Raw genomic sequence first — 12,574 nt, 5'->3', positions numbered from 1 at the left:
CCCGATCGTGACGATGACTGTGCACAAGGCTCCGTCCCAGCTGCTGGCCGCGCGGTTGCAGATTCCCCCGATCCCCTACAGCCACGCCGCCGGCTCCTGGGTGTATGCCTCCGACGGCACGCGTTATCTCGACGGCGCCAGCGGAATCGTCAATGTGAACATCGGCCATGCCCATCCCACGGTGGTCGATGCGCTACGGGACCAGGTGGGCATCTGCACCTACGCCAGTCCGGGAACGTTCGCACCCGATCTGATGGAGCAACTGGCCGCGGCCACGGCGCGGGCTGTGCACCGGCCGGACGACCGGGTCATGTTCACCCCCACCGGCACGCACGCGACGGAGTCCGCGATTGCGTTGGCACGGCTGGTGCAGCGGGCACGGGGCGAAACGGGCCGGCACAAGATACTGACCTCCTCGCTGGGCTACCACGGCAACAGCGCCTTCGTGCTCGCACTGTCCGGCCACCGCTCCCGGCGGCCGCACGAGGACGACAGCTTCGGCCTCGCACCCGCCTTCAACCCGCCCTACCCCGGCCAGCACCTCGACTGCCCGTTCCCCGTCTGCCGGGTCGAATGCGTACAAGCGGTGCGTGACGCGATCGTCGAGGCGGGCCCGGAAAGCGTGGCCGCGGTGCTGATGGAACCGGTCAACGGCACGACCGGTGGCGGATACGTGCCACCGGCAGGATATTTGCGTGCACTGCGCGAAGTCTGCGACGAATACGGCGTTCTGGTCATCCACGACGAAGTGCTCACCGGACTCGGCCGCACCGGGCTCCCGCTGGCCTCGCACCACACGCCGGGCTCGGCGGCGGACATCGTCACGCTGTCGAAGGGACTCGGTGCCGGCTACGTTCCGCTGGCCGCCACGATGATCGCAGCGGAGCTGGCCGAGGAGATCCTGTCCGGCGGCACCTGGCTGCCGCTGATGGGCACGATGTCCGCGACCCCGTTGCAGGGGCGGGCCGGGCTCGCCGTGCTGTCGGTGCTGGACGACCTCGGCGCCCTCGACCGAGACGAGGTGCGCGGCGGCGCCCTCAGCAGGCTCGTGACCGCCGCGGTGCGCGATCAGCCGCTGGTGAAAGACGTTCGCGGTCTCGGCTATTTCTACGGCATCGAACTGGCCAAGGGCACCATCGGCGACGTCATGCGTATCACCAGGAGCCGCGGCCTGCTGCTGTATCCCTACGTCGGCTTCCGCCCCGGCGGCGGCGGAGAGGGCCTGCTGGTGGCACCCCCGCTGAACGCGACCGACGCCGATCTGGACTTCCTCGGCGAGACACTGCGCACGTCACTGGACCGGCTCGGCGAAGGCGTGGAATGACCGGCCGGCACACCGAAAAGGCCCGGGACTTTCCGGTCCCGGGCCTTTTCGGTGTGCACTCCTACGAGGCGGCGGACGCCGCGCTCAGCCGTACCCGGGCATCCCGCAGAGCCAGGCACGTGTCGTACTCCGGCAGCAGGCCCAGTGCGCCGGCCTCGCTCAGCGTCGGCGCTGCCGCGTCGCGGTCGGACACGATGGGCTCGCCGGGCAGTTTCAACGGGAGGCCGATCTCGGGGTCCAGCGGATGCACGGTGAGCACTTCCGCCGGCCGGTAGAGATCGGAAAGCAGGTACTGGACGCAGGTGTCGTCCTCCAGTGACACAAAGGCGTGGGCGAGCCCTTCCTCCACGTAGACCGCGGTGCCGCCGTGGGCGTTGAGCACCATCATGTCCCACTGTCCGAAGGTCGGTGAGCCCGTCCGCACGTCGACGACGAAGTCGAGCAGCGAACCCCGCAGGCAGGTGACGTACTTGGCGAGGCCGGGCGGGGTGCTCGCCCCGTGCACACCGCGCACGACATTGCGGCACGAGGTCGAGACGTTGGCCTGCAGGAACTTCGGCCGGTACCCGAGCGCTTCGGCCAGCACGTCCTCGCGGTAGACCTCGAAGAAGTCGCCGCGGGCATCACCGAACGACCGGGACGAAACGAGGAAGGCGCCGTCGATGTCCAGCGGCCGCACGCTCATGCTGCGGGTGCTGACCCTGCCAGTGCTCATGTCCGGTGGATGCCTTTCCGGTTTGTGCCCACGCCCGGCCGAAGCGGCGAGCCGGTGTCCTCAGTGCCGCTCGCGGACCAGCCGCTCGATCCCCTGCGCCACCTCCGCGGGTGCAGGCAGTGCCGCGATCTCCTCCGCCAGCCCGGCCGCCGCGGCGGCGAAGCTCGGGGTGTCGAGGATTTCCCGGCAGGTCTTCGCGATGACCTCGCTCGTGGCCTCCTCCGGGGACAGCACGACCGCGGCGCCGGTCTCGGCGAGGCGGCGGGCCATGTCGGCGGCGCGGTACATGCTGGTGTCCGGGATCAGCACCTGCGGCACCCCGAAGCTCAGCCCCGTCATCATGGTGCTGCCGCCGGTCTGGTGCACCAGTACGTCACAAGTGGGCGCGACGACGTCGAGCGGAATCCAGCCCGCCCGCACGTTCTCCAGCCGTGCACGCAGCTCGGGCGCGGCGTCCTCGCCCACCGCCACCAGCACTTCCGCGTCCAAGGTGGCGATGTTCTCGACGATGCCCTGCAGGAAGTCGTACTGGTTGTAGGTCGCCACACCGGTGCCGACCGTGACGCCGATCCGGGTGTCCGCGCCCTTGGTGTACATCCACGGTTCCAGCACTGCTTGCGAGTTGCCGGGGATCCACCGCATCAGCTGCGCGGGCGCGGCGTCCTTCGGACGCAGGCTCGGCGGCGCGATCTCGATCGTCATCGCCGGCTCGGGCAGGCCGTCCAGGCCAAGCTCCTTGAGCTGCTCGCGCAGCTGCTCTTCCGCGCCCCCGTCCATCAGCCGCGGATCGTGGATGTCCCAGGCGTGGCGGACGTAGGGAATGCCGAGTTCGGCGGCAAGCAGCGGGCCCGCGTAGGAGGTGACACCGCTGATGATCACGTCCGGACGCCAGTCCTCGGTGAACTCCCGCAGGGCACCGAAGGTCACATACTCCATGTGCGCGTACCAGCGGCCCGCCATGACCTCGCGCTCCACCGGGTCTTCCGGCACGTACGTCAGGCCGCTGTCGGTGATGATCTGCTTCGGGGACAGCGCCGGGTCGGTGGTCCGCACCGCGGACAACCCGACGCCGGCGATGGACTCGAGCATCGAGTCCACCGACGCAGTGGTCATGACCTGATGCCCGGCGTTGCGCAGGGCGTTCGCCAACGGGACGTGGCTGAACACCGTCGACGGGGCGACCCCGGCGAGATTGAGAACCTTCACGATTCGTCCTTCCAGGTGTCGGCTCGTACCGGCTCCAGCTTGCCGACCGGAGCGGACGCAACCATCACCAACGCGGGTAGTTCCGACCGGCTGCGGCGGCCTTACCACGTTGGGGGATGCCGGGTGATCGCCGCAGTCCTAGCGTCATTTCCCGGCCCGCACCCGACTGTAGGGGGACCGAGACGACATGGTCGACTCCGCCCGATCGCACCTGCTGGAGCAGGTTCGCGGCTATCACGACGCCCAGTCCGCCGGACCGGTCCCGTTCATCCCCGGGCAGACGCCGATCCTGTCGTCCGGCGCGGTGCTGGACGCAGCCGACCGCGAGGCACTCGTGGCCGCCGCACTCGACCTGCGGATCGCCTCCGGCGCGATCGCAACGAAGTTCGAATCGTCCTTCGCCAGGAAACTCAAGCGGCGCAAGGCGGTGCTGACCAATTCCGGTTCGTCGGCGAACCTGCTCGCGTTGAGCACGCTGACCTCGCCGACGCTCGGTGCCGAACAGCTCAAACCCGGCGACGAGGTGATCACGGTCGCCGCCGGGTTCCCGACCACGGTGAACCCGATCCTGCAGAACGGCATGGTGCCGGTGTTCGTCGACATCGAACTCGGCACGTACAACACCACGGTCGACCGGGTGGAGCAGGCGATCTCACCGCGCACCCGCGCCATCATGATCGCGCACACGCTGGGCAACCCGTTCCCGGTGGCGGAAATCGCCGAACTGGCCGCGCAGCACGGCCTCCACCTGATCGAGGACAACTGCGACGCCGTCGGCTCGACTTATCAAGGACAGCTCACCGGCACCTTCGGCCGGTTCTCCACGGTGTCGTTCTACCCGGCACACCACCTGACCATGGGCGAAGGTGGCATGCTGCTGTCCTCGGACATCAAGCTGGCCAAACTGGCGAAGTCGTTCCGGGACTGGGGCCGCGACTGCTGGTGCGAGCCGGGTGAGGACGACCGCTGCCTGAAGCGGTTCGACCTGCAGTCCGGCACGCTGCCCGCGTCCTACGACCACAAGTACGTCTTTTCCGAGATCGGCTACAACCTCAAGAGCACCGACATCCACGCCGCGCTCGGGCTGAGCCAGCTCGCCAAACTGCCCGATTTCATCGAGGCCCGCAAACGCAACTGGCGTCAGCTGCGTGAAGGACTCGACGGCCTGCCGGGGCTGATCCTGCCCGAGGCGACGCCGGGCAGTGACCCGAGCTGGTTCGGTTTCATCATCACGGTGAAGCCGGAGGCGGGCTACACCGTCCCGGAGATCGTCGACTACCTGGAAGCCCGCAACATCCGCACCCGTCGGCTGTTCGCAGGCAACCTCACCCGCCACCCCGCCTACCTCGGACGGCCACAACGCATCCCCGGCCCGCTGACCAACAGCGACATCGTGACCGAGCAGACGTTCTGGATCGGCGTCTACCCGGGCATCAGCACGGAAATGATCGAGTACGTACTAGGCACGCTCAAGGAGTTCGTCGCAACGCACTGACCGGGCGCCGGGGGGAATCCCTTCCCACGGCAGGCATCGAACGCGGCCACCGGCACACCTATCAGGTTGAGGGATGCTCAGCCGAGCCGGGCTTGCCTATCGTGACGAAACGGGGCCGCAACGCGCCTGTCCCCAGTCAGCGGAGCACAGGCTTTTCGACATGAAAGGGAGGGCCCATGACCACCACGGCCAACACTTCGGCTGAACCGGTCGACCTGTTCGCACCAGAAGTGGTCGCCGACCCGTGGGGAGCGCACGCGAAAGTGCGTGAGGCGCCGACCTTGCAGATCGGCGGCTTCATGGGCGGGCCGCCGATGTTCCTCGCCGCCCGCTACGAGGACGTGCGCCAGGTACTGATGGACCCGCGGTTCCTCACCAACCCGCTGCCGGATTCGCCTGCCGAGGACATCCGCAACGGCGTGTTCCGGCACCTGAACATGCCCGAGGACCTGATCCCCTGGCTGAAGAACCTCATCAACGCCTCCGACGGCGAGGAGCACGCCCGGCTGCGCAAGCTGGTCTCCTACGCGCTCACCTCGCACCGGGTCGGCAAGTTCCGGCCGCGGGTCGAGGAGCTCACCGCGACCCTGCTCGACAAGCTGGCCGCGCAGGGCGGTGACGGCACGCCGATCGACCTCGTCCAGACCTTCTGCTACCCGCTTCCGGTCACCGTGATCTGTGAACTGGTCGGCGTCGACGAGCAGGACCGTCCACAGTGGCGGGCCTGGAGCGATGCGATGGCCACGCTGGACGGCGAACGGCTGCCCGGCGAGGTGCGCGCCACCCTCGCCGCCGCGCGCCGGATGATCGAGCGCAGGCGTGCGGAGCCGAAGGACGATCTGGTCACCGCACTCGTGCAGGCGCAGGAAAAGAACGAGGGCCTGGTCACCGACGACGAACTGGTCGGGGTCCTGTTCAGCCTTGTGACGGCGGGGCACCAGACCACGACCTACCTGATCGGCAACTCCGTGCTCGCCCTGCTCGAGCATCCGCACGAGCTCGCTCGGCTCAAGGCGGACCCGACGCTGTGGCCGCAGGCCATCCGCGAACTGCAGCGGCTCGGGCCGATCCAGTTCGGGCAGCCGCGGTTTGCCACCGAGGACATCGAGGTGGGTGGCACGGTGATCCCGCGCGGGATGCCCATCGTGCCGCTGATCATGGCCGCAAACGCCGACCCGCGGAAGTTCCCGGAGCCGGACAAGCTGAAGATCGACCGGCTCGCGGTCGGCAGCGAGAGCCACCTGGGCTTCGGCAAGGGCATTCACCGCTGCCTCGGCCAGCACGTCGCCTATCTGGAAGCGGAAGTGGCGCTGCGCGGCCTGTTCACCCGGTTCCCCGACCTCGACCTCGCGGTCCCGCGTGCGGAGATCCCGTGGATCCTGCGGCCGGGCTTCACCCGCACCAAGGACCTCCCGGTGCGCCTCGTCCCGCCTGCGTCCTGAAGCCGCTCCGCCGCCCAAGGAGGATTCCTTGACCGACACCGTCGCCTTTCCGCAAGACCGCACCTGCCCCTACAAACCGGCGCCGGGCTACGAGCCGCTGGCCGATCGCCGTCCGATCGCCGAGATCACCCTCTACGACGGCCGCAAGGCCTGGGCCGTCACCGGCCACGAGCTGGCCAGGAAGCTCCTGTGCGATCCGCGCATTTCCAGCGACCGCACCGATCCCGCGTGGCCCATGGTCAGCGCGGCCGCGGCCGTCGAGTTCAGTGACGTCCAGCAGAAGGTGATCAAGCTGCTCACCGCGCTGGTCGGCGTCGACGGCCCGGCGCACCGGGCCCGGCGCAAGCTGGTTCAGGCGGGGTTCACGGTCAAGCGGATCGACTCGCTCCGGCCGAAGATCCAGGAGGTCGTCGACCGGCAGATCGACGAGATGATCGCCGGCGGTGCTCCCGCGGACCTGGTCGGCAAGTTCGCTTCGCCGGTGCCGTTGATGGCGTTGTGCGATCTGCTCGGCATCCCGCACGACGACCAGGAGTACTTCGAGAAGAAGGCACACCAGATCCTGTTCGGCCCGGATGCAGGCGGTGCCTACGACGAGCTCATGGCCTACCTGGCCAAGCTGATCGACAAGGCTCAGCAGAGCCCGGACGAGGGCTTTCTCGAAGCCCTCCTCGCGGAACGCGACGCAGACAGCGACGTGGACCACGAGGAGATCCTCCAGATGTTCCTGATCGTGCTGGTGACCGGGCACGACACCACCTCGAGCTCGATCGCGCTCGGTGCCTACACCCTGCTCCAGCACCCCGAGCGGCTGGCCGAACTGCGCGCCGACCCGTCGCTGATGCCCGCCGCCGTCGACGAGCTGACGCGGTTCGTGGTCGTCCCCGACGGCCTGCAGCGGGTGGCCGCGGACGACATCGAGGTCGACGCGACCACCACCATCCGCAAGGGTGACGGCGTATTCTTCCTGTTCTCCCTGATCAACCGCGACGAGGAAGCGTACGACCAGGCGGATTCCCTCGACTGGCACCGCCCCACCTTCCGCGACCACCTGACCTACGGGTTCGGCACCCACCAGTGCGCGGGGATGAACCATGCGCGCGCCATCATGGAAATCGCTTTCCAGCGGCTGATCGAACGACTGCCCGGCCTGCGCCTCGCGGTGCCTGCCGACGAGGTCCGGGTCAAGCCGGGGGACGCTTTCCAAGGGCTGGCCGAGCTTCCGGTCGCTTGGTAGCCGATCCACACCACAGGCCACTTCGGACGGATCGGATCCGTCCGAAGTGGCCTGTGGTGAATCGCAGCAGGAGCGACGGGAGGCACCCGGTGGACCTGAGCATGACCGAACACGAACAACAGGAATTCCTCGCGGCCAAGCACATCGGCGTGCTGGCGGTACGGCGGCGGAACGGTCCGCCGCTCGCCGTCCCGATGTGGTACGGGTACCGGCCCGGTGGCGACGTGCTCCTCTGGACCGACGGCGAGGACACCCTGAAGGGCCGTCTGATCAAGAAGAACGGCGCCTTCACCCTGGTCGTGCAGAATGAGGACCCGCCCTACCGCTACGTGTCGGTGTCCGGCCCGGTCACCGCGTGGGAGGAAGCCACCGTCGAAGCCGCTCTCTCGGTCGCCGCGCGTTACCTGCCCGAGCGCCAGGCGAGGGAATTCGTCGAGGCGTTCAACCCCGGCCATGTGATCATCCGGATGACGCCGGACCGCTGGCGCAGCGTCGACTACGGCAAGACCTCGAACGTCCTCACCGATCAGGAAGGCGTTCGCCTTCAGGAACACGTGCAGACCGCTCGGCGCGGCCGCGGACGCGGCTGACCGCGCCGGCTGCCGGTGCCGTCCGTCGGTGGCACTGCTACCGGAGCAGGACCGGCAGTTCCCGCACCGAGGTGAAATCCGGGGAGGGCAGGAAGGTCGGCCGTCGTTGCGGATCGGTGCGCAACTTCGGATAGCGGTCGAACAGGATGTTCAGCGCGATCCGGCCCTCCAGTCTGCTCAGCGGTGTGCCGAGGCAGAAGTGCACGCCGCGCCCCCAGGCGAGATGTGGATTGGGATCGCGGGCAGGTTCGAACACGTGCGGATCGGAAAAAACGCTTTCGTCGCGGTTGGCCGCGCCCAGCCACACCGAGACCAGCCGGTCACGCGGGATCCGGTGCCCGCCGATCTCGGTGTCGCGCATGGTGGTCCGGAGAATCCGCTGGAACGGCGGGTACAGCCGCAGCGATTCCTCGATCGCACCCGGCACCAGCGTCCGGTCCGCGCGGACCCGAGCGGCCTGGGCGGGGTTGTCGTCGAGCACCAGAACGGTGTTGCCGAGCATCGACGTCGTGGTGATGTGCCCGGCGATCAACAGGAGGTTGGCGAAGTTGACCACCTGGTCGTCGCTGAGCCGTTCGCCGTCCACCTCGGCCTCGACGAGCCTGGTGAGCAGGTCGGCCCGCGGGGCGCGACGCCGTTCGGCCGCGTGCTCGGCAAAGTAGGCACGGATCTGCCGGATGTCGGCGATCCGCCGCTCCAGCTCGCTCTCGAAATCGACCAGTGCGTCCCGGGCGCTTTCCAGCTCAGTGCGCATCAGCTGCTTGAACCAGGCCCGGTCGGACGCCGGGACGCCGAGCAGCTCGGCGATCACGATCACCGGCAGCGGGTAGGCGAACCGGTCCACCAGTTCCATCCGGTCGTGCTCGGCGACCTCGTCCAGCAACTCGTTGGTCAGCGCGGCGATGCGCGGCTCCAGGTCGGCGATGACCCGCGGCGTGAACGCGTGGCTGACGATCTTGCGCAGCTTGCTGTGTTCCGGCGGATCCATCCGGACCATGTTCCCGTCGGTCAGGTCCTTCCCGAACTTGAACTTGGTCGGGAACAGGCGCTGGAAATCGCTGGAGAAGGTGACCGGATCCCCCATGACCTCCATTGCCTCGCGATGCCCGTACACGTGCTGGATGCCGGTGTCCTCGTCGAACCAGACCCTCGCCTGCGGCCGTTCCCCCCGTATCCAGACGTGCAGCTCGTTGGTGTCGAAGGAAATTGCACCGGTCATGTATGCCAACCCCCGGAATGAAATCGAGCACGAAATACCTGGCACGCCTGCGCGTTCGCCGGCAGTTCCCGGGTCGCCCGCGATATCTCATTTCCGCACGTCAGATTAGCCGGACCGGAGCCACCCGACATCCCCCGGTTTGGTAGAGCGGCAGCCGACGACCGGCACGTCCGGCGGCGACCAGGTCCTATCAGGTTGAGGGATGTCCGCCCGGCCGCCCCTTCGCTACCGTTCGCAGCGGCGCCGCAGCGCGCCCGCGCAAACCCGGCGGATCGCCCGATTGCCGATCCGCCAGGACAGGCCCGTCACGGTGCGGGCGAAGCCCGTGAACCAGCCGGCGCAGAGTGCCGGCAGGAGGACGCTGTGAAGGTCATCATTCTCTCCGGGCTCGCCCCGTCGACGTTCTTCGCGCACGTTTCACTCGCGACCGCGCTGCGGGACGCGGGGCACCAGGTGATGGTGACCGCCGCCGACGACGACGTGATCCCGGTCATCGCCGCGGCGGGGCTGCCCGCCCTTCCGGTCATGGAGCCGGGGCTGACCAGGCACCAGATGGTCGCCGACGCCGGACTGGGCGGGGTGCCCGAGGACGCCGTCGACCGCGAGTACATGGCAGGCCGGTGGTTCGCGCTGATCGAAACCAAGCCGCTCGACGCCCTGCTCGCGTTCGCCGAGAGCTGGCACCCGGACGTCGTCATCGGCGGCATGCTCGCCTACAGCGCACCGCTGCTGGCGGCCCGCCTCGGTGTCCCGTACGTGCGGCAGGGCTGGGACATCCACCCCACGAAGCTGTTCGACGGCGGTGCGGCACACCAGTTGCGCGAGGAGCTGGCGGAGCTGGGCTTCGACGGCCTTCCCGAACCCGACCTGATGATCGACATCACGCCGCCGAGCCTGCGCGCACCGGATGCCAAGCCGGCGCAGGCGATGCGGTGGATCCCGGGCAACGCGCAGTGCCGGATGGAACCGTGGATGTACACCAAGGGCGCGGACGCCCGGATCGGGGTCACCATCGGGACGAGCGTGGCGGACTACGACCAGTACGACTTCGTCCAAGGCATCGTCGAGAACGTCGCCGCCGCCGACGCGGAAGTGGCGGTGGCGGTCCCCGCCGCGGCCACCCCGGTCCTGCGGGAACGCCTTGCCGAAGACATCCACGTGGGCTGGGCCCCGCTCGACGTCCTCACCCCCACCTGCGATGTTCTGGTGCACCAGAGCGGCGGCAGCACGATGATGACGGCGCTGAGCCGGGGAGTACCGCAGATCCTGATCCCCGATTCCGGACAGTTCCGCCAGACCGAGATGGCACGCAGCCTGGTCGAGGCAGGCGCCGCGCTGACGCTCTCCCCCGAACAGGCCACGACCGAGCTCATCGCCAAGAGCTGCCAGGAGCTGCTCTCCGATCCGAGCTACGCCGCAGCCGCGGCAGGACTGGCCGAGGAGATCGCCGGGTTACCACTGCCCTCCGAGGTGGTCCGCCGGATCGAATGGCTCGTCCGCGCAGCGTAGGCAGCACACCGCAGCAGCCACGAAGACGATCCCGATCGGGAGGTAGCGATGCGGTCCAAGGCTTTGCGAGTCGCGGTCACCGCGACGGTGGTCCTGTCCGCGGTGGCCGGACCCGCGCAGGCCGCCCCGCGGGATGAACCGCCGGTCTCCCTGGCGGGCAAGAAAATCCTGTTGGTCAACGACGATTCGGTCCAGGCAGCGAAGCCCGACGGATCGGACGGGCGAGGGCTGTACATGCTCCGGCACGCCTTGTGCGGTGCCGGAGCCGACGTGGCGATCGTCGGGCCGTGGGCGTCACAGGGCAGGAAAAGCCGGTCCTCCTCGGGCGCCGCTTCGGTGTCGGCCACCGCACCGCCCGCGGTACCTGCCGAGTTCTCCTCCGACTGCGCGAACGCACCGGGGCACGGGCTGGCGCTGGGAGTGTGCCAGGGCAGCGCACCCTGTGGTCCCGACAGCCAATCGGTCACCCCGGCGGACGCGGTCGAGCTTGGCCTGACCGCGGTGGCGGCACAACGCCTCGGCTGGCCGCAGGGACCGGACCTGGTCCTCTCCGGGATCAACGCCGGTCCGAACACCGATGTCGAGGTCAACGCATCCGGCACGCTCGGCGCCGCCACGGCTGCCGCCGAGCGGGGTGTGGCCGCCGCCGCGGTCAGTGCCGGTACCCGTGTCGCGCCACCGCCACCGGATGAGACCTACGAGGCCGCCGCCGATGTGACCATCCGGCTCCTCAGTTCACCTCATCTGTGGTCGGTCATGCACGACAAGGTCCTGTTGAACATCAACCAACCGGACGTCCAGGCCGGCTCCGGGCCTTCGCCGGTGCGCTGGACCTCAGTCGGACGGGTCGCACAAGGCTGGGTGACCTACACGGCGGCGGGCGACGGGACGTACCAGTTGTCCTACAACCCGGTGACGCCACCGCCGGAACTCGAACAAGACAGCGACACGAAAGCCCTGCTCGACGGGTACGTGAGCGTGTCGGCGGTGGCCGTCGACCGGCGCCACCCCGCAGACCTGCCCTGACCGCGGGACCCGGGGCGGCGCAAGCTCGCACGAGCGGTCATTCGCCCCATTTCGCGTAGATCACCGGCTGCTCCCGGTGCGGCAGCTGCCGCAACCGCAGCTTCTCGAGACCAAGCGTTTCGCGCAGTGCGGTGGTCACGCCGGGCCACCGTGGGTGTCCGAGCTCGTCGAAGGCGATGACGCTGCCCTTGACCAGATGCGGACGGATCGCTTCGAACACCTCACGGGTCGGCTCGTAGAGGTCGAGGTCGAAGAAGGCCATGCCGATGACCGTCTCGGGGTTGTCCGCAAGGTAGCGAGGGACGGTTTCCCGGACGTCTCCCTGTACGACGAAGGTCCGCTCGACGTGCGAGACGGGATCGCCCGCTTCGTGCGCGGCGAGCACCTCACGCAGGTGGTCCACCTCGTTCTCGGGGACCGCGAACCGGCCGACGGCCGCACTCGGGCTCACCTGGTCGAGCTCGGAGAGGTCGGGGAACCCGGTGAAGGTGTCGAAACCGATGATCCGGCGGAAGGAGTTGTACGGCTCGTGAATACCACGCAGTGCGGCGAGAGTCGCCAGATGACGCCCGTGCAGGACGCCGAATTCCATGATCACCCCGGGGATCTCGAGAAACTCCCGGTAGAGCGCATCCATCGTCAGCAGGTCGGCGAGCTGATGACGGCGCAAGTACACCGGAAGGTTGTCGATCAGGTACACCGGCGGTATCGGCGTCTCGGTCAGCAGTTTCGTGAGCCGCTCCCGCACGTCCTTTTCCTGCGCTGATTCATGCGGCAGGATTCGCGGGTTCTTGTGTTCGGGCATGAGCTT

11 protein-coding genes are annotated in these 12,574 nt (G+C 68.5%); 7 read left to right on the top strand and 4 right to left on the bottom strand.

The genetic code is table 11. The annotated features are described in order from the left end of the window. Nucleotides 1-13: 13 nt before the first annotated feature. Entirely contained in the window at nucleotides 14-1,324 is a 1,311-nt protein-coding gene (locus ABD793_RS10590; protein ID WP_344859174.1) for a class-III pyridoxal-phosphate-dependent aminotransferase, read from the top strand. Nucleotides 1,325-1,385: 61 nt separating this feature from the next. Here ABD793_RS10590 and ABD793_RS10585 read toward each other — a convergent pair whose 3' ends face one another. After that, nucleotides 1,386-2,009, bottom strand: a complete 624-nt coding sequence (locus ABD793_RS10585) for a dTDP-4-dehydrorhamnose 3,5-epimerase family protein (protein WP_344859172.1) — start codon at nucleotides 2,007-2,009, stop codon at nucleotides 1,386-1,388. A 90-nt stretch (nucleotides 2,010-2,099) separates the two neighbouring features. After that, nucleotides 2,100-3,245: a glycosyltransferase gene (locus ABD793_RS10580; protein WP_344858190.1), complete on the bottom strand. Its 1,146-nt coding sequence runs from the start codon at nucleotides 3,243-3,245 to the stop codon at nucleotides 2,100-2,102. A 187-nt stretch (nucleotides 3,246-3,432) separates the two neighbouring features. On the opposite strand from ABD793_RS10580, the gene rfbH reads away from it, so the two are divergent. The 4 genes from rfbH to ABD793_RS10560 all read left to right on the top strand — a co-directional run bounded on the left by rfbH (nucleotide 3,433) and on the right by ABD793_RS10560 (nucleotide 8,009). Then, nucleotides 3,433-4,740, top strand: coding sequence for a lipopolysaccharide biosynthesis protein RfbH (gene rfbH, locus ABD793_RS10575; protein ID WP_344858188.1), 1,308 nt, complete (start codon nucleotides 3,433-3,435; stop codon nucleotides 4,738-4,740). Between the two features lie 176 nt (nucleotides 4,741-4,916). Next, nucleotides 4,917-6,182 carry a cytochrome P450 family protein gene (locus ABD793_RS10570; RefSeq protein WP_344858186.1) on the top strand — a complete coding sequence of 422 codons (1,266 nt, stop codon included), beginning with the start codon at nucleotides 4,917-4,919 and terminating at the stop codon, nucleotides 6,180-6,182. Between the two features lie 28 nt (nucleotides 6,183-6,210). Beyond that, nucleotides 6,211-7,419, top strand: coding sequence for a cytochrome P450 (locus ABD793_RS10565; RefSeq protein WP_344858183.1), 1,209 nt, complete (start codon nucleotides 6,211-6,213; stop codon nucleotides 7,417-7,419). A gap of 101 nt (nucleotides 7,420-7,520) precedes the next feature. After that, nucleotides 7,521-8,009: a pyridoxamine 5'-phosphate oxidase family protein gene (locus tag ABD793_RS10560; protein ID WP_344858181.1), complete on the top strand. Its 489-nt coding sequence runs from the start codon at nucleotides 7,521-7,523 to the stop codon at nucleotides 8,007-8,009. 37 nt (nucleotides 8,010-8,046) lie between these two features. Here ABD793_RS10560 and ABD793_RS10555 read toward each other — a convergent pair whose 3' ends face one another. Beyond that, nucleotides 8,047-9,228 carry a cytochrome P450 gene (locus ABD793_RS10555; RefSeq protein ID WP_344858178.1) on the bottom strand — a complete coding sequence of 394 codons (1,182 nt, stop codon included), beginning with the start codon at nucleotides 9,226-9,228 and terminating at the stop codon, nucleotides 8,047-8,049. Nucleotides 9,229-9,591: 363 nt separating this feature from the next. Between ABD793_RS10555 and ABD793_RS10550 the strand changes: the two genes are divergently transcribed. Both ABD793_RS10550 and ABD793_RS10545 read left to right on the top strand, forming a co-directional pair. After that, entirely contained in the window at nucleotides 9,592-10,737 is a 1,146-nt protein-coding gene (locus tag ABD793_RS10550; RefSeq protein ID WP_344858176.1) for a glycosyltransferase, read from the top strand. Between the two features lie 48 nt (nucleotides 10,738-10,785). Next, complete coding sequence (locus ABD793_RS10545; protein WP_344858174.1) at nucleotides 10,786-11,763, top strand: 5'/3'-nucleotidase SurE; 978 nt, start codon at nucleotides 10,786-10,788, stop codon at nucleotides 11,761-11,763. A 37-nt stretch (nucleotides 11,764-11,800) separates the two neighbouring features. On the opposite strand, the gene ABD793_RS10540 is transcribed toward ABD793_RS10545, so the two are convergent. Continuing rightward, the gene (locus tag ABD793_RS10540; protein ID WP_344858172.1) at nucleotides 11,801-12,568 is read right to left on the bottom strand and encodes a class I SAM-dependent methyltransferase; all 768 of its coding nucleotides are present in this window, start codon (nucleotides 12,566-12,568) and stop codon (nucleotides 11,801-11,803) included. Nucleotides 12,569-12,574: the final 6 nt, after the last annotated feature.

This window comes from Amycolatopsis ultiminotia, assembly GCF_039536925.1.
Lineage (GTDB): Bacteria > Actinomycetota > Actinomycetes > Mycobacteriales > Pseudonocardiaceae > Amycolatopsis > Amycolatopsis ultiminotia.
This window is presented reverse-complemented; position numbering and strand designations above follow the sequence as displayed.